The sequence below is a fragment of the Streptomyces sp. PA03-3a genome (genome assembly GCF_033792735.1).
Lineage (GTDB): Bacteria > Actinomycetota > Actinomycetes > Streptomycetales > Streptomycetaceae > Actinacidiphila.
In genome coordinates this window covers 14,726-37,070 of the sequence record NZ_JARAVM010000004.1, presented here as the reverse complement: position 1 = coordinate 37,070, position 22,345 = coordinate 14,726, and the positions used below count along the sequence as shown (strand labels likewise).

Annotated in this window: 20 protein-coding genes; 10 read left to right on the top strand and 10 right to left on the bottom strand. The window is 73.4% G+C overall.

Annotation, left to right across the window (positions count from 1 at the left end; translation table 11 throughout):
* Positions 1-119: 119 nt before the first annotated feature.
* Positions 120-1,313 carry an argininosuccinate synthase gene (locus PV342_RS05705; protein ID WP_018564278.1) on the bottom strand — a complete coding sequence of 398 codons (1,194 nt, stop codon included), beginning with the start codon at positions 1,311-1,313 and terminating at the stop codon, positions 120-122.
* Between the two features lie 280 nt (positions 1,314-1,593).
* Between PV342_RS05705 and PV342_RS05700 the strand changes: the two genes are divergently transcribed.
* Genes PV342_RS05700 through PV342_RS05685 form a run of 4 tightly spaced genes read left to right on the top strand, consistent with a single transcriptional unit; the run spans position 1,594 to position 5,131 of the window.
* On the top strand, positions 1,594-2,979 hold the full coding sequence (locus PV342_RS05700; protein WP_037733385.1) for a ferredoxin reductase family protein: 1,386 nt from the start codon (positions 1,594-1,596) through the stop codon (positions 2,977-2,979).
* Positions 2,980-2,986: 7 nt separating this feature from the next.
* Positions 2,987-3,538, top strand: a complete 552-nt coding sequence (locus PV342_RS05695; RefSeq protein ID WP_386990299.1) for an FMN-binding protein — start codon at positions 2,987-2,989, stop codon at positions 3,536-3,538.
* A gap of 2 nt (positions 3,539-3,540) precedes the next feature.
* Complete coding sequence (locus PV342_RS05690) at positions 3,541-4,317, top strand: FAD:protein FMN transferase (protein WP_386990296.1); 777 nt, start codon at positions 3,541-3,543, stop codon at positions 4,315-4,317.
* 34 nt (positions 4,318-4,351) lie between these two features.
* On the top strand, positions 4,352-5,131 hold the full coding sequence (locus tag PV342_RS05685) for an SDR family oxidoreductase (RefSeq protein WP_361002719.1): 780 nt from the start codon (positions 4,352-4,354) through the stop codon (positions 5,129-5,131).
* Positions 5,132-5,186: 55 nt separating this feature from the next.
* On the opposite strand, the gene PV342_RS05680 is transcribed toward PV342_RS05685, so the two are convergent.
* The 6 genes from PV342_RS05680 to argC are packed head-to-tail and all read right to left on the bottom strand — an operon-like array spanning position 5,187 to position 10,247.
* Positions 5,187-5,723: an arginine repressor gene (locus tag PV342_RS05680; protein WP_018564284.1), complete on the bottom strand. Its 537-nt coding sequence runs from the start codon at positions 5,721-5,723 to the stop codon at positions 5,187-5,189.
* A 7-nt stretch (positions 5,724-5,730) separates the two neighbouring features.
* The gene (locus PV342_RS05675) at positions 5,731-6,948 is read right to left on the bottom strand and encodes an acetylornithine transaminase (protein ID WP_361002716.1); all 1,218 of its coding nucleotides are present in this window, start codon (positions 6,946-6,948) and stop codon (positions 5,731-5,733) included.
* Complete coding sequence (gene argB / locus PV342_RS05670) at positions 6,945-7,889, bottom strand: acetylglutamate kinase (protein ID WP_400800656.1); 945 nt, start codon at positions 7,887-7,889, stop codon at positions 6,945-6,947. Before argB ends, PV342_RS05675 begins: the two co-directional genes overlap by 4 nt.
* Positions 7,886-9,037, bottom strand: coding sequence for a bifunctional glutamate N-acetyltransferase/amino-acid acetyltransferase ArgJ (gene argJ, locus PV342_RS05665; RefSeq protein WP_361002712.1), 1,152 nt, complete (start codon positions 9,035-9,037; stop codon positions 7,886-7,888). The genes argB and argJ overlap by 4 nt, the downstream gene beginning before the upstream one ends.
* Entirely contained in the window at positions 9,034-9,222 is a 189-nt protein-coding gene (locus tag PV342_RS05660) for a hypothetical protein (protein WP_361002710.1), read from the bottom strand. The genes argJ and PV342_RS05660 overlap by 4 nt, the downstream gene beginning before the upstream one ends.
* Complete coding sequence (argC, locus tag PV342_RS05655) at positions 9,219-10,247, bottom strand: N-acetyl-gamma-glutamyl-phosphate reductase (RefSeq protein WP_329188861.1); 1,029 nt, start codon at positions 10,245-10,247, stop codon at positions 9,219-9,221. The genes PV342_RS05660 and argC overlap by 4 nt, the downstream gene beginning before the upstream one ends.
* A gap of 458 nt (positions 10,248-10,705) precedes the next feature.
* Between argC and PV342_RS05650 the strand changes: the two genes are divergently transcribed.
* Entirely contained in the window at positions 10,706-12,373 is a 1,668-nt protein-coding gene (locus PV342_RS05650; protein ID WP_500316189.1) for an FG-GAP repeat domain-containing protein, read from the top strand.
* A gap of 114 nt (positions 12,374-12,487) precedes the next feature.
* On the opposite strand, the gene PV342_RS05645 is transcribed toward PV342_RS05650, so the two are convergent.
* Positions 12,488-13,240 carry a LysR family substrate-binding domain-containing protein gene (locus PV342_RS05645; RefSeq protein WP_400800665.1) on the bottom strand — a complete coding sequence of 251 codons (753 nt, stop codon included), beginning with the start codon at positions 13,238-13,240 and terminating at the stop codon, positions 12,488-12,490.
* Positions 13,241-13,299: 59 nt separating this feature from the next.
* Here PV342_RS05645 and PV342_RS05640 point away from each other — a divergent pair, with 59 nt between their 5' ends.
* From PV342_RS05640 to PV342_RS05625, 4 genes are all read left to right on the top strand, one after another.
* Positions 13,300-13,695, top strand: coding sequence for a DUF5997 family protein (locus tag PV342_RS05640; RefSeq protein ID WP_018564292.1), 396 nt, complete (start codon positions 13,300-13,302; stop codon positions 13,693-13,695).
* Positions 13,696-14,324: 629 nt separating this feature from the next.
* The gene (locus PV342_RS05635; RefSeq protein ID WP_500316021.1) at positions 14,325-15,785 is read left to right on the top strand and encodes an aldehyde dehydrogenase family protein; all 1,461 of its coding nucleotides are present in this window, start codon (positions 14,325-14,327) and stop codon (positions 15,783-15,785) included.
* A gap of 29 nt (positions 15,786-15,814) precedes the next feature.
* The gene (locus PV342_RS05630; RefSeq protein ID WP_361002696.1) at positions 15,815-16,558 is read left to right on the top strand and encodes a nucleotidyltransferase domain-containing protein; all 744 of its coding nucleotides are present in this window, start codon (positions 15,815-15,817) and stop codon (positions 16,556-16,558) included.
* Positions 16,559-16,652: 94 nt separating this feature from the next.
* Positions 16,653-16,856 (top strand): DUF1918 domain-containing protein, encoded by a 204-nt coding sequence (locus tag PV342_RS05625; RefSeq protein WP_018564295.1) that lies wholly within the window; start codon positions 16,653-16,655, stop codon positions 16,854-16,856.
* Positions 16,857-16,923: 67 nt separating this feature from the next.
* Here PV342_RS05625 and PV342_RS05620 read toward each other — a convergent pair whose 3' ends face one another.
* Entirely contained in the window at positions 16,924-18,234 is a 1,311-nt protein-coding gene (locus PV342_RS05620) for a glycoside hydrolase family 10-like protein (protein WP_500316018.1), read from the bottom strand.
* Positions 18,235-18,549: 315 nt separating this feature from the next.
* On the opposite strand from PV342_RS05620, the gene PV342_RS05615 reads away from it, so the two are divergent.
* Positions 18,550-19,413, top strand: a complete 864-nt coding sequence (locus PV342_RS05615; RefSeq protein WP_037733364.1) for a 3-hydroxybutyryl-CoA dehydrogenase — start codon at positions 18,550-18,552, stop codon at positions 19,411-19,413.
* Here the strand turns inward: PV342_RS05615 and PV342_RS05610 are convergent.
* A complete protein-coding gene (locus tag PV342_RS05610) occupies positions 19,404-21,995 on the bottom strand; it encodes an AAA family ATPase (RefSeq protein ID WP_500316015.1) in 2,592 nt (863 codons plus the stop codon). The two genes, PV342_RS05615 and PV342_RS05610, sit on opposite strands and share 10 nt — an antisense overlap.
* Between the last annotated feature and the right edge of the window lie 350 nt (positions 21,996-22,345).

Sequence of the window (22,345 nt, the reverse complement as noted above, 5' to 3'; positions counted from 1 at the left end):
TCCCCGCCCGGACGGGCGAGGAGGCGGGCTGCCGTGGTCGAGGCTACTGACCGGGCGCTGTCGTCAAAGTACCGCCGGCCGCCCGGAGGGCGTGGCAGGCGGGACCTTGACGACAGCGCCTAGGCCAGGTCGCGCTTGGCGGCGATCTTCGACGACATGCCGAAGATCTCGATGAAGCCCTTGGAGAGGGACTGGTCGAACGTGTCGCCGGTGTCGTACGTCGCCAGGTTGAAGTCGTACAGGGACTCGGCGGACTTGCGGCCGGTGACGACGGCGCGGCCGCCGTGCAGGGTCATCCGGATGTCGCCGGTGACGTGCTGGTTGGCCTCCTCGATGAAGCCGTCCAGGGCCCGCTTGAGCGGGGAGAACCACAGGCCGTCGTAGACCAGCTCGCCCCAGCGCTGCTCGACCTGCCGCTTGTAGCGGGCCAGTTCGCGCTCGACGGTGACGTTCTCCAGCTCCTGATGGGCGGTGATCAGGGCGATCGCGCCCGGAGCCTCGTACACCTCGCGGGACTTGATGCCGACCAGGCGGTCCTCGACCATGTCGATCCGGCCGACGCCCTGTGCCCCCGCGCGCTCGTTGAGCTGCTGGATGGCCTGCAGGACCGTGACCGGCTTGCCGTCGACGGCGACCGGGACGCCCTGCTCGAAGGTGATGATCACCTCGTCGGCCTCGCGGGCCGCGGCGGGGTTCTGGGTGTACTCGTAGACGTCCTCGATCGGGGCGTTCCAGATGTCCTCGAGGAATCCGGTCTCGACGGCGCGGCCGAAGACGTTCTGGTCGATCGAGTACGGGGACTTCTTGGTGGTGGCGATCGGGAGGTTCTTCTCCTCGCAGAACGCGATCGCCTTGTCCCGGGTCATCGCGTAGTCGCGGACCGGCGCGATGCAGGTCAGCTCGGGCGCGAGGGAGGAGATGCCGGCCTCGAAGCGGACCTGGTCGTTGCCCTTGCCGGTGCAGCCGTGGGCGACGATCGAGGCGCCGTGCTTCTTGGCGGCGGCCACGAGGTGCTTGACGATGGTCGGCCGGGAGAGCGCGGAGACCAGCGGGTAGCGGTCCATGTAGAGGGCGTTGGCCTTGATCGCCGGGAGGCAGTACTCGTCGGCGAACTCGTCCCTGGCGTCGGCGACCTCGGCCTCCACCGCGCCGCAGGCCAGCGCCCGCTTGCGGATGACGTCCAGGTCCTCGCCGCCCTGGCCGACGTCCACGGCCACGGCGATGACCTCGGCGCCGGTCTCCTCGGCGATCCATCCGATGGCGACGGAGGTGTCCAGTCCGCCCGAGTAGGCGAGTACGACGCGCTCGGTCACGGGTCTCTCCTTTGGTGCGCGAGGTCGAGTGCGTATGGCGGCGGTGATGATGCATACGCTGTTGGGTATAAGTATGCACTCCTCTGCATGCTTCGTCAATCGGCCGTGTCGGCGCAGGTCACAGGCGTGTCGGCGGCTCGCCGCGCCACCCGAGCCGAGGGCGCTCCGGCCGCCCCGCACGGCTGCTCCCCGCTCCGCGCGGCCATACCACAACGCCTCACGCCACGTAGCGAGAAACCGGGCTTTGAGCAGCGGCGCGAGCGCGCGCGTATCCATGGGCATGGCGGCCACGACCACGATGATCCACAACAGCAGGGCGGGCAGGCGGCAGGCCATGCGCCGGATCCGGCCCCGCCGTTCCCCCGCGATCCCGCTGCTCCTCCTGGCCTGGGCGGGCGCCGCCGGGGTCGTGTGGCTGTGGTGGGGCAACACCCCCTACGTCCAGCCCACCACGGCCGGCCGGCTGACCGCCGCGGGCCGGATCACCGGCCTGCTCGGCGGCTACGCCATCGCCCTGGTCGTCCTGCAGATGGCCCGTGTCCCCGCGCTGGAGCGGCGCGTGGGCAGCGACCGGGTGGCGCGCTGGCACGCGATGAGCGGCCGCTACGCCGTCTCCCTCGTCGTCGCGCACGTCGCGCTGATCCTGTGGGGCTACTCCGAGCAGTCCGGGCAGCCGGTGGTGCAGCAGTCGGTCGCCGTGGTCATGGACTACCCGCGGATGATCGAGGCGACCGCGGGCACCGTGCTGCTGCTGGTCGTCGGCTTCGTCTCGGCGGGCGTGCTGCGCCGACGGCTGCGCTACGAGACCTGGTACTACATCCACCTGCTGACCTACGCCGCGGTCTACCTGACCTTCTGGCACCAGCTCGCCACCGGCGCCGAGTTCGCGGGCAGCGCCACCGCGCGCGGCGTCTGGTACGCGCTGTACGGGTCGGTGACGGCGCTGGTGCTCTGGTACCGGGTGCTGGTGCCCGTCCGGCTGAACATGCGGCACCGCATGCGGGTCGCGGAGACCGTGGAGGAGGCGCCGGGCGTGGTCTCGGTGCTGATCACGGGACGCAGGCTGCACCGCCTCGGCGCCGAGCCCGGCCAGTTCTTCCGCTGGCGCTTCCTCGCCGAGGGGATGCGCTGGAGCGCCAACCCCTACTCCCTGTCCGCGCCGCCGCGGCCCGACCTGCTGCGGATCACCGTCAAGGCGGTGGGCGGCCACAGCTCCGCGCTGGCCACGCTCGAGCCCGGCACGCGGGTGTGGGCCGAGGGCCCGTACGGCGCCATGACGGCCTCCCGCCGCCGCGGCGGCAAGGTGCTGCTGCTGGCCGGCGGCGCGGGGATCACCCCGCTGCGCGCGCTGTTCGAGACGCTGCCGGCCGCGCCGGGCGACCTCACCCTGCTCTACCGGGCCCGCAGCAGGCAGGACCTCGCGCTGTGGGCCGAGCTGGAGGAGATCGCGGCCGAGCGCGGCGCGCGCCTGGTGTACGCGGTGAACGGACCCGACGGCGCCCGCCCGGAGATCACCGCGCAGGGACTGCGGCGGATGCTGCCGGACATCGACCGGCACGACGTGTACCTGTGCGGCCCCCCGGGGCTGGCCGAGGAGTCGTACTCCGCGCTGCGCGAGGCCGGAGTGCCGGAACGACGTATCCACCACGAGTCCTTCGAGATGTGAGGTCCGAGTGAAGAAGAAGCACCCGCTGCGCCGGATCCTCCTGAGCAGCGTGACGACCGTCTCCGGGGTCGTGCTGCTGCTCGCCCTGAAGCCGACGACGGCGCCGTTCACCTCGCAGGCCGGGGGCCCGGCACAGCAGGTGCCGCCGGCCTCCGCGGCCGCCTCGCCCGCGGCCCCCTCGCCCGCGGGCCCCGACCCCTCGGTGCCGGTGTCCTCGAACCCCGCGGACGGCGGCGGGTCCGGCGGTACGCGGGATTCCGGCGGGCAGGGCGGCGCACCCGCGCGGAAGACCGTCACCGGGGACGCCGCGCAGACCAGCTACGGCCCCGTCCAGGTCAAGATCACGGTCGAGGACGGGCGGATCGTCTCGGCGGCCGCCGTACAGGCCCCCGCCGGCACCCCCACCAGCGACCGGCTCACCGCCACCGCCGTCCCGGAGCTCAACCGGGCGGCGGTCACCGCGCAGAGCGCGCAGATCGACACCGTCTCCGGCGCCTCCTTCACCAGCGAGGGCTACCGGACGTCGCTGCAGAGCGCCCTGGACAAGGCCGGTGCCTGACGATGTCCGAGAACCCGCCGCGCCTGCGGCACGTGGAGCACTGCATGGGGACGGTGTTCTCCTTCGACGTGCGCGGCGCCCGCGACCCCCGTGTCCGGGACGCCCTGGACGAGGCGGTGGCGGGCCTGCACGAGGTCGACGCGGTGTTCTCCACCTTCCGCGCCGACAGTGAGATCAGCCGGCTGGGCCGCGGTGAACTCGCCCTCGCGGAGTGCTCACCCGAGGTGCGGGAGGTCCTCGGGCTGTGCGAGGACGCCGAGCGCCGCACCGACGGCTGGTTCACGCCGCGCTACGCGGGCCCCGGCACCGCGCTCGACCCCACCGGCCTGGTCAAGGGGTGGGCGGTGGAGCGGGCCGTCCGCACGATCGCGGCGGCGGGCGCCGGCAAGGTCTGCCTCAACGGCGGCGGCGACGTCCAGCTGACCGGCGGCCCCTGGCGGGTCGGCATCGCCGACCCGCTGCGGCCCGGAGGACTCGCCACCGTCGTCGAGGCCGACGGCGAACTGGCCGTCGCCACCTCCGGTCCCGCCGAGCGCGGCTGTCACATCCTCGACCCCCGCACGGGCGCCCCGCCCGCCGGGGGCGCCGCGTCGCTCACCGTGGTGTGCGCCTCCCTCACCGAGGCGGACACCTGGGCGACGGCCGGCTACGCCATGGGCGGCCGGGCCCGCGAGTGGCTGGAAGCACTCCCCGACGTGGAGGCCTTCGGCGTCGCCGCCGACGGCACGACCTGGCACACCAAGGGATTCGGGCGTTTCGTCGCCAAGTTGAGCGCTTGACGATCAGCTGTTGCAGGTGGCAAGAATGCGTCACATGGATCTGCAACTGAACGGCAAGGTCGTGCTGGTCACCGGAGGGTCCGACGGACTCGGCGCGGCCCTTGTCCGGCGGCTGGCCGCCGAGGGCGCCCGGGTGGCGCTGTGCGGACGTGACTCCGAGCGCATCGAGCACGTGGTGAAGGAGCTGGGCGCCACCGGTGCCGACGTGCTGGGCGTGCCCGCCGACGTCACCCGTCCCGAGGACCTCGAGCGCTTCGTCGCCGCCGCCGACGGGCGATGGGGACGGATCGACGCCGTGGTGAACAACGCCGGCCGCAGCGCGGCCGGGTTCTTCGAGCGCCAGGACGACTCGGTGTGGGAGGAGGACCTGCAGTTGAAGCTGCACGCCGCGGTACGGCTGACCCGGCTGGCCCTCCCCCACCTGCGCGCCGCGGGGGGCGGCGGCGTCGTCAACACCCTCGCCGTGTCGGCCAAGGCCGCCGGCGCGGGCAGCACCCCGACCTCGGTCTCCCGTGCGGCCGGCCTGGCCCTGACCAAGGCGCTGTCCAAGGAACTCGGGCCCGACAACATCCGGGTCAACGCCGTCCTCGTCGGCCTGGTCGAGAGCGGCCAGTGGACCCGGCAGGCCGAGCAGCGCGGGATCGCCGTCGAGGAGCTGTACGCCACGATGGGCCGCGACTCCGGCATCCCGCTGGGCCGGGTGGGCCGCGCCGAGGAGTTCGCGGACCTGGTGGCGTTCCTGCTGTCCGCCCGGGCCGGCTACGTGACCGGCACCGGCATCAACTTCGACGGCGGCCTGAGCCCCGTCGTCTGACGGGGACGGGGAAAGCAGAGGCAGAGGGGCCCGGGCTCGGCCCGGGCCCTCCGCTCTAGCCGCCCGCGGCCAGGCGCAGCAGGTGCTCGGCGACCGCCTGCCCGCCGGCCGGGTCGCGGCTGATCAGCATGACCGTGTCGTCGCCCGCGATCGTGCCGAGGATGTCGTACACCTCGGCCTGGTCGATCGCGGACGCGAAGAACTGCGCCGCGCCCGGCGGGGTGCGGACGACGACGAGGTTGGCCGAGGCCTCCGCCGAGATCAGCAGCTCACTGGCGAGGCGGCGCATCCGCTCCTCCTTCACCGACTCCCCGAGCGGTGCCATGGGGGTGCGGAAACCGCCCTCGCTGGGCACGGCGTAGATGAGTTCGCCGTTGTTGGTGCGGATCTTCACCGCGCCCAGTTCGTCGAGGTCGCGGGAGAGCGTCGCCTGGGTGACGCTCAGCCCGTCGTCGGAGAGCAGCTTGGCGAGCTGGCTCTGGGAACGCACCGGCAGCCGGTTCAGGATGTCCACGATCCGCCGGTGGCGTGCCATCCGGGTCTGCGGTACGGCCGCGGCTCCCCCGCCGGCCTGCTGCTGCGCCTCGCTCATCGTCGACTCATTCCCCGGATCGCGGTCCCTCTGCGGCGTGTACGGCGTCGAGGACGCCCGGCAGCGCCCCCAGGAAGGCGTCCACCTCGGCGTCACCGAGGATCAGCGGCGGGGCGAGCCGCACCGTGTCGGGTACGGCGGCGTTCACCAGGAGTCCGGCGTCCTGAGCCGCCTTCTGCACCTGCGCGGAGAGCGGCTCGGTGAGCACGATACCCAGCAGGAGGCCCGCACCGCGCACATGATCGACCAGAGGGTGGCCCAGCGCCTCGACGCCCTGGCGCAGCTTCTCGCCCTGGCGCTTGACGTTCTCCAGCACGCCCTCCTGGGCGATGGTGTCCAGAACGGCGAGCGCCGCCGCGCAGGCCACCGGGTTGCCTCCGAAGGTGGTGCCGTGCTGACCGGGGGTCAGCAGGTCGGCCGCGGGGCCGAAAGCGAGCGTGGCGCCGATGGGCAGTCCGCCGCCGAGCGCCTTGGCCAGGGTGACGACGTCCGGCTCGACGCCCTGCGCCTGGTGCTCGAACCAGTGGCCGGTGCGGCCGATGCCGGTCTGCACCTCGTCCATGACGAGCAGGGTGCCGGTGGCACGGGTGATCTCCCGTGCGGCGGCCAGGTAGCCGGCCGGAGGCACGACGACGCCGTTCTCGCCCTGGACGGGCTCGAGCATCACCAGCGCGGTCTCCTCGGTGACCACGGCGCGCAACGCGTCGGCGTCGCCGTACGGCACATGGGTGACGTCACCGGGCAGCGGGCGGAAGGACTCCTGCTTCTTGGGCTGCCCGGTGAGCGCGAGCGCGCCCATGGTGCGGCCGTGGAAGCCGCCGTCGGTGGCCACCATGTGCGTACGGCCCGTCAGCCGGCCGATCTTGAAGGCGGCTTCGTTGGCCTCGGCGCCGGAGTTGCAGAACAGCACGCGGCCGGGGCGGCCGGACAGCTGGAGCAGCCGCTCGGCGAGGGCGACCGTGGGCTCGGCGATGAAGAAGTTGGAGACGTGGCCGAGGGTCGCGATCTGCTCGGAGACGGCGCGGACGACCGCGGGGTGGGCGGTGCCGAGGGCGTTGACGGCGATGCCGCCGAGGAAGTCCAGGTACTCCTTGCCGTCGGCGTCCCAGTACCGCGCGCCCTCGCCGCGGACCAGGGGCAGCCGCGGGGTGCCGTAGTTGTCCATCAGGGAGCCCTGCCAGCGCCGTGTGAGCGCCTCGTTCCCCTGGCCGCCGGTCCCGGTCATGCCCGTCCCCCTTCGTTCTCCGATGTGCCGCCGCCCGCCGCGTCGACGGGGTCGGGCACCACCATCGTGCCGATTCCCTCGTCGGTGAAGATCTCCAGCAGGATCGAGTGCTGGACCCGCCCGTCGATGACCCGGGCGGTGCGGACGCCGTTGCGCACGGCGTACAGGCACCCCTCCATCTTGGGCACCATGCCGCTGGACAGCTCGGGCAGCAGCTTCTCCAGCTCGCTCGCCGTGAGCCGGCTGATGACCTCGTCGCTGCGCGGCCAGTCCTCGTACAGGCCCTCGACGTCGGTGAGGACCATCAGGGTCTCGGCACCGAGCGCGGCCGCGAGCGCCGCGGCGGCGGTGTCGGCGTTGACGTTGTAGACCCCTGTTCCGTCCGCGGTGTCGGCGCTGCGGGCGATGGAGGAGACGACCGGAATGCGGCCGTCGTCCAGCAGGGCCCGGATGGCTCCCGTGTCGATCTCGGTGATCTGCCCGACCCGGCCGATGTCGACGGCCTCACCGTCGATCACCGGGCGGTGCCGGGTCGCGCTGATGGTGTGGGCGTCCTCGCCCGTCAGGCCGACGGCGAGCGGCCCGTGCTGGTTGAGCAGGTTGACCAGCTCGCGCTGCACCTGCCCGGCGAGCACCATGCGGACGACGTCCATGGCCTCCGGGGTGGTGACCCGCAGCCCCGCCTTGAACTCGCTGACCAGCCCGTGCTTGTCGAGCTGCGCGCTGATCTGCGGGCCGCCGCCGTGCACGACGACCGGCTTGAGGCCGGCGTGCCGCAGGAAGACGACGTCCTGGGCGAAGGCCGCCTTCAGCTCCTCGTCGACCATGGCGTTGCCGCCGAACTTGACGACGACCGTCCTGCCGTGGTGCCGGGTCAGCCAGGGCAGCGCCTCGATCAGGGTCTGCGCCTTCGGCAGGGCGGTGTGCTTGCGGGCGCTCATGAGCTGTAGGCGCTGTTCTCGTGGACGTACTCGGCGGTGAGGTCGTTCGTCCAGATGGTGGCGGTCTCGGTGCCCGCGGCGAGGTCGGCGGTGATGTGGACCTCGCGGTAGCGCATGTCGACCAGTTCGCGGTCCTCGCCGACGGAGCCGGACTTGCACACCCACACGCCGTTGATCGCCACGTTGAGACGGTCCGGCTCGAAGGCCGCGGAGGTGGTGCCGATCGCCGAGAGCACCCGGCCCCAGTTGGGGTCCTCGCCGTGGATCGCGCACTTGAGGAGGTTGTTGCGGGCGATGGAGCGGCCCACCTCGACGGCGTCGTCCTCGGTCGCGGCGTTGATCACCTCGATCTTGATGTCCTTGGAGGCGCCCTCGGCGTCCCGGATCAACTGCCGGGCGAGGTCGGCGCAGACCTCCTCGACGGCGGCGGCGAAGGACTCCGCCGCGGGGGTGACGCCCGACGCGCCGGAGGCGAGCAGCAGCACCGTGTCGTTGGTCGACATGCAGCCGTCGGAGTCGGCCCGGTCGAAGGTGGTGCGGGTGGCGCCGCGCAGCGCCTCGTCGAGGGCGGCGGAGTCCAGGTCGGCGTCGGTGGTCAGGACGACCAGCATGGTGGCCAGGCCCGGGGCGAGCATGCCCGCGCCCTTGGCCATCCCGCCGACGGTCCAGCCCTCGCCCTCGTGCACGGCGGTCTTGTGGACGGTGTCGGTGGTCTTGATCGCGATGGCGGCCTTCTCGCCGCCGTGCGCGGAGAGTTCGGCCGCCGCCTTGGCGACGCCCGGCAGCAGCTTGTCCATCGGAAGCCGGACTCCGATCAGCCCGGTGGAGCAGACGGCGACCTCCCCCGCGCTCTGCCCGAGGGCGCCGGCGACCGCCTCGGCGGTGGCGTGGGTGTCCTGGAAGCCCGCGGGACCCGTACAGGCGTTGGCGCCACCGGAGTTGAGGACGACGGCGGAGACCCGGCCGCCCCGCAGTACCTGCTCCGACCACAGGACGGGCGCGGCCTTGACGCGGTTGGAGGTGAAGACGCCGGCCGCGGCGAGCCGCGGACCCTCGTTCACCACGAGGGCGAGGTCCGGGTTGCCGTTCTCCTTGATCCCGGCGGCGATGCCCGCCGCCGTGAACCCTTGTGCTGCCGTGACGCTCACTGTGTCGTCTCCTTGTCCGCTTCTGGGCCGACGCACCGCAGGGGCGCGGCCTTCGCCGTGATGTCGGTGTGCGGCCCGGTCACCGCGGCCGGGTCGTGCGCGTCGACGCCCGCGTCGCAGGGCGCCGCCCGGGTGAGCAGTACCGCCACCGCACGGCGGGCGCGGGCGGCGGGGCGGGGGGTCATGGCGCGACCCCCGCGGTGCTCAGACCCAGCCCCTCGGGCAGGCCGAGCGCGATGTTCATGCTCTGCACGGCGCCGCCGGCGGTCCCCTTGGTGAGGTTGTCGATGGCGCTGACGACGACGACCCGGCCGGCGGCCTCGTCGTACGCCACCTGGATCAGCGCGGCGTTCGAGCCGTACACGGCGGCGGTGGCGGGCCACCGGCCCTCCGGCAGCAGGTGCGCGAACGGCTCGTCGGCCAGCGCCTTCTCGTAGGCGGCCCGTACGGCCTCGGCGGTGGTGCCGGGCCTGGCCTTGGCGCTGCAGGTGGCGAGGATGCCGCGGGGCATCGGCGCCAGCGTCGGGGTGAAGGAGACGCAGACCCGCTCCCCGGCCACGGCCGACAGGTTCTGGATCATCTCGGGGGTGTGCCGGTGCGTGCCGCCGACCCCGTACGGGGTCATGCTGCCCATGACCTCGCTGCCCAGCAGGTGCGGTTTGGCCGCCTTGCCCGCGCCGGAGGTGCCGGACGCGGCGACGACGACGGCCTCGGGCTCCACCAGGCCCGCCGCGTACGCGGGGAAGAGCGCGAGCGAGACCGCGGTGGGGTAGCAGCCGGGCACCGCGATGCGCTTGGACCCCTCCAGCGCGGCACGCGCACCCGGCAGTTCCGGGAGGCCGTACGGCCAGGTGCCGGCGTGCGGGGAGCCGTAGAACCGCTCCCAGTCGGCGGCGTCCTCCAGCCGGAAGTCGGCACCGCAGTCCACGACGAGCGCGGCGTCCCCGAGTTGCTCGGCGACGGCGGCCGACTGCCCGTGCGGCAGGGCGAGGAAGACGACGTCGTGCCCGGCCAGCGCCTGCGCGCTCGTGGCCTCCAGCACGCGGTCCGCCAGCGGCAGCAGGTGCGGCTGCAGGCCGCCGAGGCGCTGCCCGGCGTTGGTGTTCCCGGTGAGCGCGCCGATCTCGATCTCGGGATGGTTCAGCAGCAGGCGCAGGATCTCCCCGCCCGCGTACCCGCTCGCTCCCGCCACCGCTGCCCGGAATGCCATGGACCCTCCTCGTCGATGGCATGACTATACGGCGCTCGGAACTTTTATGCAAAGCTTTCCGACCCTCCGCGACGGAGGCGCCGCCACCGGACACCCGGACGACCGGCCCGCCAAGGACGCCGCACCGGCGACGGACCCCGGGAGTGCGGGTGCCACGGCAGTCGCGTCCGCGACTTCTGCGGCCTTCGTCCCGCTCCCTGCTGGTCCGAGCAGCAGAAACTCACACGTCGATCATCGTTAAACCACTTCAGTCTCACGCGTCGCAGCTGTAGAGTCTGTGCCCGTCCCGGGAACGGTTCACCATGCATGTAAAGCGTCTGTGAACTCGTTCGACCCGGCTCTATCCTTTTACCCCTGGGGGGGCTTTGTCTCCTGTGGAACCCGCCCGGTCCATATTCGTGCGCCCGAAACGAGCGCGCCGGATCGCGGCCTGCACCGCTCTCGCTCTCTCGGCCGGCATGCTGCTGGCCGCCCCGGCTTCGGCCGACAACGCACCCGTACCGCACGACCCGGCCGTCGAGCGGCCCGCGCAGCCCCGGCTCGACCGGCTGCCGACGCTCACGCTGCCGAAGCGCACCACCTCGAAGGCCCCGTCCTCGCGCGTCGCCGGCGCGGCCGCCGCGGACATCCCGGCGAAGCCGCGTCAGGACGTGGACGGCGACGGCTACACCGACCTGATGTACCGCGCCATCGACGGACAGGTCTACGTCGAACCGACGGGCGGCACGGACGGTCACGTCTACACGATCAACGGCGACTACGAAGAGCAGTACAAGGACATCATCGCGCCGGGCGACCTCGACGGCGGCGGTGGTCCGGAGTTCTTCACCCTGTCGGCGACCGGCAAGCTCTCGCTCTTCCAGAGCTGGGGCGCGGACAGCACCGGCTACGCCACCTGGTCCGGCAACGGCTGGCAGATCTACAACAAGGTCTTCGCACCCGGCGACCTGAACGGCGACGGCCGGGGCGACATCCTGGCCCGTACGCCCGCGGGCGAGCTGTACCTCTACACGTCCAACGGCGCGGTCGACAGCAACCCGCTCTCCGCGCGGACCAAGGTCGGCACCGGCTGGGGCGTGTACGACCAGCTCGTCGGCGCGAACGACATGAACGGCGACGGCATCGGCGACCTGGTCGCCCGCACGACCGCCGGCGACCTGTACTTCTACGCCGGCACCGGCAACGCCGCGGCCCCGTTCGCGGGCCGGGTCAAGGTCGGCAGCGGCTGGAACGCGTACAACCAGCTCGTCGGTGTCGACGACCAGACCGGCGACGGCCTGGCCGACCTCCTCGCGCGCACCGAGGACGGCACGACCTACTTCTTCGCGTCGACCGGGCAGGGCACCTTCCTCGACCGCACTGGTGGCGGCACGGGCTGGAACGCCGTGTCGCTGTTCCTCGGAGCGGGCGGGAACCCCGACTTCGGCAAGAACGAGCTGATGGGACTGGACACCAAGAACAACCTGTACTGGTACTACTCGAAGAACAACGGGCTGCTCAGCCCCCGCGAGTTCATCGAAGAGCTCTGGTCGGGCGTCAACCTCACGCTGGTCTCGTCCCTCGACAAGGACGGCCAGGCGGACCTGCCGATCATCTACGACGGCACGCTGTACAACGGCGAGTACGAGATCGGCAGTGGCTGGGGCATCTACAACAGCCTCGTCGGTCCCGGCGACCTGAGCGGCGACGGCAAGGGCGACCTGCTGGCGCGTGACAAGTCCGGCGTCCTCTACCTGTACCGGGGCAACGGCACGGGCAGCGCGTTCGCCAAGCGGACCAAGGTCGGCTCCGGCTGGGGCGCCTACAACAAGCTCCTCGGCGCGGGCGACTACACCGGCGACGGCCGCACGGACCTCCTGGCCCGCACCACCGGCGGCACCCTCTACCTGTACGCGGGCACGGGCGACGCCTCCGCCCCGTTCAAGTCGCGGGTCTCCATCGGCGGCGGCTGGAACACCTACAGCAAGCTCGCCGCACCCGGCGACATCAACGGTGACGGCAAGGGCGACATCGTCGGCGTCAACTCCGCCGGCGACCTCTACCGCTACACCTCCACCGGCACCGGGAAGTTCTCGGCGAAGGTCCGGATCGGCCCCGGCTGGAACACCTACCGCAACCTGTACTGAGCAACACCGCACCACACAGAGCGCCCTGCCGCCGGTCCTCCGGCGGCAGGGCGTTCCTGCGTACCGGCGCCGGGAGGCGTACGCCTCTATGCCCGGGTGGGGCCGGACCGCCTGCTACGAACGGCGGCGGGGCTTGCCGCGCTTCGCGGTGGGGCGGGGCGTCTTCGCGGACGCGCGGCCGGACGATCCGGCGGCGGGCTTGCGCCGCGCCGCCCCCTCGTCCGAGCGCTGCTTCTTCGGCTGCGCCTGGGGCTGGGTACGGCCGCGGGTGCTGTTGACCGTGCGGCCGCGCACGATGCCGATGAAGTCCTCGACCCGGTCCGTCGTGGTGTCCTCGCGCCACGACAGGGCCACCCGCGACTGCGGGGCGTCGACGACCGTGCGGTAGGTGAGGTCCTTGCGGTGGTGCAGACGCGCCAGCGACTGCGGGACGACCAGCAGACCCACGCCCGCCGCGACGAGTTCGACGGCGTCCGCGGTCGTGGCCGGGCGCTCGATCGCGGGCCGCCCGGGGAGCTCCTCCCAGTCCAGGGTGTCGTCGAGGGGGTGGAACACCACGTCGTCGGCGAGATCCGCGACCGACACCTCCTCGGCGGCCGCCATCAGGTGGTCCTTGGGGACGACGACGACGGTGGTCTCCGTGTAGAGCGGGATGGCGCTGAGGTCGGTCCGGTCGATCGGCAGCCGTACGAAGCCCGCGTCGGCGTCCAGGCCGCGGAGCATCCCGGGGGCGTCGGCGGCCGTGGCCATGACGAGTTCCAGCGGGATGTCGGGCAGCCGCTCCTGCCAGATCCGCACCCACTTGGCGGGGATCACACCTGGGACATAGGCGAGGCGGAACGAGGAGGGAGCTTCCGAGCCGGTCATCCGGCCAGGCTACCCCGGCGCCGGTCGGGGGCCGCGCCCGCGATCGATATCCTGGGGGCATGACGTCGCACCATTCCACCCAGACCATGAAGCCCGCCACCGCGGCGAAGAAGCTGGGTGTGTACCTCGAGGCCACCCCCGCCGAGTTCCGGGAAGGCGTCGTGTCGCGCGACGAGCTGAACGCGCTCCAGTCCGACCCGCCCGAGTGGCTCCAGGAGCTCCGCCGCAACGGTCCGCACCCGCGCCCGGTCGTGGCGTCGAAGCTCGGCGTCTCCATCTCCGGCCTCGCCCGCGGCGGAGTCACCGAGGCGCTCACCACGGAGCAGATCGAGGCGCTGAAGCAGGACGCGCCCGAGTGGCTGCAGAAGGAGCGCGCCACCCAGGCCGAGGTCCGCAAGGAAACCGCCCGCCTCAAGGAACGCGACGCCGAGCGCGCCCGCCGCGCCGACGCCTGACGCCCTCGCGACGCCCGGGCCCCCGCGAGGGCGGCCCGGACGTCGCGGAACACTCCCGTGGACGTGAGGCGCCCGCGCCACGGCGTCCCGACGCCGACCGGCCCTCTCGCGGTGGCAGGCCGAAGTCCCGCTCCGGACGGCCCCTGCTCCCGTCACCGCAGCCGCGGCCGCAGCCACAGCCGCCGGACGGACCCGCTACAGGAGCGGTGGCCTCCGCCCCGCGGGCACAGAACCCCGACCGGTTCATGTCCCGCCCTCTCCGCCGTACCGCCCTCCGGCCCGGTGCACCGCTCGCCGGGCCTCGGGCCCGCCGCCGCGGGTGGCGGCCCGGCTTTCCGCGGACCTGACCAGCAGCGCCTCGCCGCGCTCGCCCGGCTCGTCCGTGCGGGCGAGGCCCGCCTCCGCGTACTCCCGCCGCGCCCCTGGGCGAAGGCCTCCTCCGCGGCCCGTCGCCGCCGCAGGCGCCCCCGTTGCCGTCGTGCCCCGCCGCCGTCCCACCCCGCCCGCACAGCGCGTCCCGGTCCGTTGACAGCGCGGGGGGCGCGTCGCAGACTCAGTGCCCGAAACGGTCGATGAACGATAGTTCACTGTGCGAACGACTACGTTCGCGCGCCAGAACAGGGGCTGCCATGACCATCTCTCGCGAACTGCTGATCGGCGGCAAGGACGTCCCGGCCGTCTCCGGACGCACGGCCGAGGACGTCAGCCCCTTCACCGGCGAGGTGTACGCCACCGTCGCCGCCGGGAGCGCCGAGGACGTCACCCGGGCGGTGGACGCCGCCGAGGCCGCGTTCCCGCAGTGGGCGGCGCTCAGCCCGTTCGCGCGGCGCAGGATCTTCCTGACGGCGGCCGACCTGCTGGAGGCCCGCACGGAGCAGGTCGCGGAGATCATGGCGCGGGAGGCCGGCGCGACACACCCCTGGGCGTACTTCAACGTCGGGCTGGCCGCCAACATCCTGCGCGAGGTGGCCGCCGCCATCACCGCGCCGCGCGGCGAGGTGCTGAGCGCCCAGGAGGAGGGCGTCCTCGGCATGGCGGTGCGCGAGCCGGTCGGCGTCGTGGGCGCCTTCGCGCCGTGGAACGCCCCGGTCATCCTCGGCGTACGCGCCGTCGCCGCGCCGCTGGCGGCCGGGAACACGGTCGTGGTGAAGCCCAGCGAGGACGCCCCGGTGGCCTGCGGCCTGTTCGTCGCCGACGTGCTGCGCGAGGCCGGGCTGCCGGACGGCGTGCTGAACGTGGTGACCAACGCCCGTGAGGACGCCGCGGAGGTCGCGGAGGCGCTGATCGCCGACCCGAGGGTCCGCATGGTGAACTTCACCGGGTCGACGGAGGTCGGGCGGATCATCGGCACGCACGCCGCGCGCCACCTCAAGCCCGCCGTGCTGGAGCTCGGCGGCAAGAACGCGATCCTCGTGCTGGACGACGCGGACGTGGACTACGCCGTCGACGCCGCCGTCTTCGGCGTCTTCCTCAACTCCGGGCAGATCTGCATGTCCGGTGACCGGGTCCTCGTCCACGAGAGCCTCGCCGAGGAGTTCACGGCCAAGTTCGCCGCCAAGGTCGGCACGCTGCCCTCGGGCGACCCCTCGCACCCGCACACCGTCATCGGGCCGCTGGTGAGCGAGGCCTCCGCACAGCGCGTCGCCGCGCTCGTGCGGGACGCGGTCGCCAAGGGCGCCACCGTGCTGGCCGGGGGCGGCGAGCCGGACGGTGCGGTGCATCCGGCCACCGTGCTGCACGGCGTGCCCAAGGACGCGGAGATCTACTACGGCGAGGCCTTCGGCCCCGTCGTCACCGTGGCCGCCTTCGCCGACGACGACGAGGCCGTGGCCCTGGCCAACGACACCGAACACGGCCTGACCGCGGGCGTCATCACCGAGAACGGCACCCACGGGCTCGCCGTGGCCCGCCGGCTGCGCACCGGCATCGTGCACGTCAACGACCAGTCGGTGGCCGACGAACCGCAGGCGCCCTTCGGCGGCTTCAAGGCCTCCGGTTACGGCCGCTTCGGCGGGCGCTGGGGCCTGGAGGCGTTCTCCAACACCCGCTGGGTCACCCTGGCCACTCAGCAGGCGCACTACCCGTTCTGAACCCGCGGCGAAGGGCGTAGGGTCCGCGCATGGAAGATCCACTCGGCGCGGCCCGCGCCCTTCTCGCCGAACGCTTCCCCGACGCCCTCGCCGGCTTCCTGGGCGGGTCCACCGCCCGCGGGGAGGGGACGGCGACGTCCGACCTGGACGTGGTCGTCGTCCTCGATCCGCCCGCCGGATGCCACGCGGAATCGCTGACCTGGGGCTCCTGGCCGGTCGAGCTCTTCGTGCACACCCCCGAGTCGGCGCGGGCCTTCATGGGCTGGGACCGGGACCGCGGCAGCGGCACGATGGCGTTCATGTGCGCGCGGGGCGTCGTCCTGCTCGACCGCGACGGGACCGCCGCCCGGCTGCGCGACACCGCGGAGCGGATCCTCGCCGCCGGGCCGCCCGCGGCCACGGACGCGGCCCGCGACCACCGGCGCTACTGCGTCACCGACCTGCGCGACGACCTGCTCGGCGCGCGGGACGAAGAGGAACTCCTCGCCGTGGCCGCCGCCCTGCTGGAGGGCGCCGCGGAACTCCTGCTCGCCACCCGCGGCCACTGGCGCGGTGGCGGCAAGTGGCTGCCGCGCCGGCTGCGCGAGGCCGACCCCGAACTCGCGGGGCTCCTGCTCGGCGGTTACCGCGCCCTCGTCCGCGGCGGCCCGCGCGAGGCGTTCGCCTCCGCGGTGGACGCAGTGCTGCACGCCTGCGGCGGCCCGCTGTGGGCGGGCTACCGGCGCACCCCGGACCCTCGCATGCTGGCGGAACTCGGTCTGCGGCCGGGCTGAGCCCCGGGCCGGTTCCCGGGGGTGCGGAGCGGACGCCCGAACCTAGACTGGAGGGGCAAGGCTGCGGACCGCCGAGTTCACAGGAGGTCTACCGATGCACGCGAACAAGGGTGACCGGGTCAGGCAGCACGGGCGGGTCGTCGGCCAGCACGACAAGGTGGCCGAGATCGTCGAGGTCATGGGGCAGGGCGGCGAGCCGCCGTACCGCGTCCGGTACGACGACGGGCACGAGTGCATCCTGTCCCCCGGACCGGACTCAACGGTGGAGCACGGGCGGGGCGCGACCCCCACCCGCTGAGCCGTCCGCACCGCATCGTGCCGGACCGCGGCCGTCGCACCACGCGGCCGCGGTTCCGATGGCGCGCCTATGCCCCGGGGCCGGTGCGGGGCGTACGCACGCGCGTGGGGTAGTGGTCCGCGACGACCCGGGACATCGCGCCGATGGGGTCGGCCGCGACCTCCTTGGCGGAGAAGAAGACGTTGCCGAGCACCTGGGGATGGTTGCGGGCCAGGTCGAGGTGGCGGGAGAGTTCGGCCGGGTCCTGCCAGGCCGCCGCCTCGCCGGCCGCGCCCGCGCGGTACAGCGCCTCGCCGATGTAGAGCTGGACGCCCGTGCCGTCGACGACGTCGGCCCACCAGGGCACGAGCGCGGCGTAGTCGGCGACGCCGAAGCCGATGTTCCAGTACACCTGCGGCACGATGTAGTCGATCCAGCCCTTGAGGACCCAGCCGCGCGTGTCGGCGTAGAGGTCGTCGTACGTCTGGACCCCGCCGCGGGTGGCGGAGCCGCGCGGGTCCGTACCGCGGTTGCGCCAGACCGCGAAGGGGCTGACGCCGAAACGGGTGGCCGGGCGCAGTGCCCGGACGCGGGCGGCGGTCTCGCTGACGAGCAGGTCGATGTTGTCGCGCCGCCAGGAGGCGCGGTCCTCGAAGCCCTCCCCGTATCGGGCGAAGGCGTCGTCGTCGGCGAAGTACCGGCCGGCGACCGGATAGGGGTAGAAGTAGTCGTCCCAGTGCACCCCGTCGACGGGGTAGCGGCGGACCGCGTCGAGCATGGCGTCCTGGACGAAACCGCGGACCTGCGGCAGCCCGGGGTTGTAGTAGAGCTTGCCGCCGTACGCGACGGTCCAGTCGGGGTTGACGCGGGCCGGGTGGTCCGGGGAGAGCCGTCCCGGGTCGTCGTGGGTGGCGACGCGGAACGGGTTGAACCAGGCGTGCAGTTCCAGCCCCCTCGCGTGGGCCTCCGCCACGGCCGTGCCGAGCGGGTCCCAGCCCGGGTCCCGCCCCTGGACCCCGGTCAGATACGCCGACCAGGGCTCGTAGGGGGACGGCCACAGGGCGTCGGCCGTCGGCCGGACCTGCATGACGACCGCGTTGAGGCGACGCTCGACGGCCACGTCGAGGTAGCCGAGGAGTTCGTCGTGCTGCTGACGGGCCGACAGTCCGGGGGCGGAGGGCCAGTCGCGGTTGGCCACCGTCGCCAGCCACATGCCGCGGAACTGCCCCCGCTCGCCGGGGCCGTCCGCCGCCCCGGACGGCGCCTTTGCCCCCGCGGGAACGACCCCGGCCGCGCCGCCCGCCCCGTCCGCCGCCCTCGCGGCCCCGCCCGCGGCGAGGACGCCGCCGAGCGCCCCGGCGGCGCCCACGGCGAAGGTCCTGCGTGAGAGTCGGCGCATGACTGTCCCCTGATTCCCCGTCATATTCATATTGCGCCGATACTGGGCTGAATCGCTCCGTCCGGCAACCTACCGGGAGCCGGACGGGTCCGGTGTGCCCCCGGCGCCCCGGCCGTCCCGTACGACGCCCCCGTCACCCGCGGCGCGGGAGTGCCGCCGACGGCGTCAAGCCCGGTCACCGGGGCTCCCGGGCCCGGCGGAAGAGCCCTAGCGGGGACCCGGACCGGTACGCCGGCCGGGTGTAATGTCGAGCGGGCTGGTCCGGACCTCACGACGGTCCGGGTCTCCATCTCGCGATCAGGGAGAGGCTGGGCGTTGAACGACGACATCCGTTTTGTCGGTGTGGTGGGCTGTGGCCAGATGGGCGCGGGTATCGCCGAGGTGTGCGCCCGGGCCGGACTGGACGTCCGGGTGGCGGAGACCACCGGCGAGGCCCTGGAACTGGGCCGTACCCGGCTGACGAACTCGCTCCGCAAGGCGGCGGAGCGCGGCAAGATCACCGCGGAGGAGCGCGACGCGACGCTGGAGCGCCTCACCTTCACCACCGACCTGGGCGACTTCGCCGACCGCGACCTCGTCATCGAGGCCGTCGTCGAGAACGAGCAGGTCAAGACCGAGATCTTCCAGGTGCTCGACCAGGTGGTCACCCGCCGGGACGCGATCCTGGCCTCGAACACCTCCTCCATCCCGCTGGTGAAGCTCGCCGTGGCGACCTCCCGCCCGGAGCAGGTGATCGGCATCCACTTCTTCAACCCGGCGCCGGTGCAGAAGCTCGTCGAGCTGATCCCCGCCCTCACCACGGACGGCCAGACGCTGGTGCGCGCCGAGAAGCTCGTCACCGACGTGCTGGGCAAGCACCCGATCCGGGCCCAGGACCGCGCGGGCTTCGTGGTCAACGCGCTGCTCATCCCGTATCTGCTGTCCTCGATCCGGATGTTCGAGACCGGCATCGCCAGCCGTGAGGACATCGACAACGGCATGGAGATGGGCTGCGCCCACCCGATGGGCCCGCTCAAGCTCTCCGACCTGATCGGGCTGGACACCGTGGCCTCGGTCGCCGAGTCGATGTACGACGAGTTCAAGGAGCCGCTGTACGCGGCTCCCCCGCTGCTCCAGCGCATGGTCGACGCGGGCCGGCTGGGCCGCAAGAGCGGCCACGGCTTCTACGACTACGTGTAGTTCGGCGTCCGCGCCGTCGTCTCCCGCCGCGCGTCGAGCCGGGCCAGTTCCATCCTGGCCCGGGCCTCGACCGGGGCGGCGCCGACGGCGGAGCTGATCTCCAGGGCCTCGACCAGTGCGTCGCGGGCCGCCGACGCCCGCCGCGGACGGCGCTCGGCGGCCCCCAGCACGATCAGCGTGCGGGCGAGGTCGATGGGGAGCGAACGGCCGCGCAGCCGGTCCGCGGCGGCCTGGATGCGGGTGACGCCCCGCTTGGAACGGCCCAGCGCACAGTCCCGCAGCCCCTCCGCACGGTCCAGCGCGGACTGCACGCTGGCGGACGGCCGCGCCCCGGCGCGGCGACGGGCCGCGCGCAGGATCTCGGCGGCGGAGTCCGTGTCGCCGAGGATGACGGTCGCCTCGGCGAGGTCCCCGTACCAGCGCAGCATCACCGGGTCGGCGAGGCCCATCGTCTCCCCCATCCTGCGCACCTGCCGCAGGGTCTCGACGGCCGCCGCGGTGTTCTCCCGTCCCCCGGCCAGCAGTTGGGCCCGGCCGCGGACGCCCAGCGCACGCAGCAGGAAGAGCTGGTCCCCGTCGGTCATGCAGGCCCGGATCGTGCGGTCGGTGAGCTCCAGGGCGCGCTCCAGGCGTCCCCCGGCGGTCTCGGCGAGCGCGGCGGCGTACAGCACGGGCGGCGAGTCGTTGCCGGTCCGGACGGGCAGCACCGCGCAGCGGGCGACGTTGTCCAGGGCCTCGCGGCACCGTCCGGACCGCACCTGTATGCGGATCAGCGCCACCAGCGTCGCGGCGGTCTCCTCGACGGAGGCGTACTCGCCGGTCCTGCCGAGGAGGCCGGACATCTCGTGTTCCGCCTCGGTGACGCGGTCGGCGTCGGCGGCGAGGATCGCGCGGGTGCGCACCAGTTCGCGGGCGCCGGGCCCGTCGGGTGGCACGGGGAGACCGAACGCCTCACCGAGCGCGGCCTCGGCGGACTCCGCCTCTCCGTGCAGCGCGTGCAGCCGCGCGAGCAGCGCCAGGGCGGCCACGCGGGTGTCGACGGCGTCCGCCTGGACCGCCATGTCGGCGGCGCGGCGGGCATGGGCGGAGGCCTGGGCGGGCCGTCCGCCGATGAGGTGCCGCAGGGCGGCCCACTGGTGCAACCGGGCCTCGAGCTCCGGATGTCCTTCGGCCTCCACCAGGCCGTCCGCGATGAGACGGCCCGTGGCGCCCAGCGCCTGCCCCGCGTTGCCGAGCATGATCAGCCGGGCCAGTACGCGCTGCCGCGCGGAGGAGGCCTCGGCGAGCACGGTCTCCGCGGCCCGGCCGGCGTCGCCCCGCAGCCCCGCGTCGCTGGCGTACTCGGCGGCGGCCAGCAGCCGGTCGGCACGCTCTTCGGGACGGTCCTCGGGGGTACGGCGGGCGGCCAGGGCGGCCAGTTCGGCGGCGGTGGCGGGGGCGCCGCGACGGCGCGCGGACTCGGCGGCGGCCGTCAGCGTGGCCGCGGTGGTCTCGTCGGCGTGCGGGTGGGCCAGGGCCAGGTGCCGGGCCTGCTCCACGGGCTCGGGCACCACACGGGACAGCAGTTTGTGCGCGGTGCGCCGGCCGTGCTCCGGGGCGTCGGTGTAGACCGCGGCACGGATCAGCGGGTGCTGGAAGCGAATCGTTCCCTCGGCGTCCGCCGCGGCGACCCCCAGGGTCTCCGCGGTGGCCAGGTCGCCCTCCGGGTCCGGGATGCCCGCGCCGGCGAGCAGCGGCAGCGTGGGGCGGGCCGCGGCGCTCGCGACGAGCAGCGTCTGCCGGGCGGAGGCGGGCAGCAGCCGCACCCGGTCCAGCAACAGGTCGCGCAGCCGCGGCGGTACGGAGAGCACGTCCCCGGCCTCGAAGGGCGCGCCGTCCCGCAGCAGGACGCGCCCGAGCTCCAGGGCGTACAGCGGATTGCCCGCGGCCGCGTCCTGCACGGCGCGCACGGCGGGTTCCGGCAGCTCCGCCCCGGTGTCGTCCAGCAGCAGTTCCGCCACGTCGCCGTCCGACAGCGGCGGCACGAGCAGCGCCGTGGTGCCCGGCGGGCAGCACCGCATCCCGAGCGGCTCCTCGCCCTCCACGACGCGCTCCGCGGCCAGGAACCGCACGTCCTCGCCCGGGGGGAGCCGGCGCAGCGCGAGCGAGAGAACCTCCGCGCTCGGCGTGTCGAGCCACTGGAGGTCGTCGACGACGATCAGCACGGGCCCGGCCGCCGCGAGCGCCCGCAGCAGTTCGACGGCCGCGTCGCGAACGGCCAGCCGGCTCTGCGTCGCCACCGGCTCGTGCCCCCGCAGCAGCGCCGCCCGCAGGGCGGCCCGGGGGCCCGCGCTCAGCCCGTCGACGTACTCCTCGGGCACCCGCGCGAAGAGGTCCATCAACGCCACGAAGGGCAGCTTGGCGTCCTCCTCGACGGGGACGGCCCGCAGCACGAAGCCGTCCGGCGGGGCGTCGTCGGTCAGCACCGCGAGCAGGGCGGACTTGCCGATCCCGGCCGCTCCGTGGAGCAGTACGCCCGGACCGGCGGTCAGCTGTGTCCGGGCATGGTCGAGGATCTCCCGACGCCCGATCAGGGACGGCATATGCTCATGACAACGTTTGCCCAACTGCCTTGTCAATGACCGCAGTCACGTCGGCGTGTCTGGGCGGGTGGGGGTGCGGGGGTCGGTTGTTGCGGCCGGTTGCTCGTGTGCGGGTTGTTTTGCGCCTGCGGCGGGCTGTCCCCCGCCCTCCCTCCCGATTGCCCGGGATGGTTGGTGCGGGCCTCGCGCGTGCGTGGTGGGCCGGGGGCGGGGCCTCCGGGGCTGGGCATTCTGTACCGCATATTTATGTGCATGGCGGGCACCTGCTCTTGCCGCCCCGGATGCCGCACAACACATACACGTCAGCGTCCAGAACGCCCACCCTCCCCCAGCCTTCGGCCGGGGGTGCC

Bases quoted from the DNA above. Each gene is read 5' to 3' on its own strand.
- PV342_RS05700 (WP_037733385.1), top strand. From the start codon at position 1,594: ATGGCGGCCACGACCACGATGATCCACAACAGCAGGGCGGGCAGGCGG.
- PV342_RS05630 (WP_361002696.1), top strand. From the start codon at position 15,815: ATGGAAGATCCACTCGGCGCGGCCCGCGCCCTTCTCGCCGAACGCTTC.
- PV342_RS05650 (WP_500316189.1), top strand. From the start codon at position 10,706: ATGCTGCTGGCCGCCCCGGCTTCGGCCGACAACGCACCCGTACCGCAC.
- argB (WP_400800656.1), bottom strand. From the start codon at position 7,889: ATGAGCGCCCGCAAGCACACCGCCCTGCCGAAGGCGCAGACCCTGATC.
- PV342_RS05660 (WP_361002710.1), bottom strand. From the start codon at position 9,222: ATGACCCCCCGCCCCGCCGCCCGCGCCCGCCGTGCGGTGGCGGTACTG.
- PV342_RS05635 (WP_500316021.1), top strand. From the start codon at position 14,325: ATGACCATCTCTCGCGAACTGCTGATCGGCGGCAAGGACGTCCCGGCC.
- PV342_RS05610 (WP_500316015.1), bottom strand. From the start codon at position 21,995: ATGCCGTCCCTGATCGGGCGTCGGGAGATCCTCGACCATGCCCGGACA.
- PV342_RS05640 (WP_018564292.1), top strand. From the start codon at position 13,300: ATGACGTCGCACCATTCCACCCAGACCATGAAGCCCGCCACCGCGGCG.
- PV342_RS05645 (WP_400800665.1), bottom strand. From the start codon at position 13,240: ATGACCGGCTCGGAAGCTCCCTCCTCGTTCCGCCTCGCCTATGTCCCA.
- PV342_RS05625 (WP_018564295.1), top strand. From the start codon at position 16,653: ATGCACGCGAACAAGGGTGACCGGGTCAGGCAGCACGGGCGGGTCGTC.
- PV342_RS05690 (WP_386990296.1), top strand. From the start codon at position 3,541: ATGTCCGAGAACCCGCCGCGCCTGCGGCACGTGGAGCACTGCATGGGG.
- argC (WP_329188861.1), bottom strand. From the start codon at position 10,247: ATGGCATTCCGGGCAGCGGTGGCGGGAGCGAGCGGGTACGCGGGCGGG.
- PV342_RS05685 (WP_361002719.1), top strand. From the start codon at position 4,352: ATGGATCTGCAACTGAACGGCAAGGTCGTGCTGGTCACCGGAGGGTCC.
- PV342_RS05620 (WP_500316018.1), bottom strand. From the start codon at position 18,234: ATGCGCCGACTCTCACGCAGGACCTTCGCCGTGGGCGCCGCCGGGGCG.
- PV342_RS05680 (WP_018564284.1), bottom strand. From the start codon at position 5,723: ATGAGCGAGGCGCAGCAGCAGGCCGGCGGGGGAGCCGCGGCCGTACCG.
- PV342_RS05675 (WP_361002716.1), bottom strand. From the start codon at position 6,948: ATGACCGGGACCGGCGGCCAGGGGAACGAGGCGCTCACACGGCGCTGG.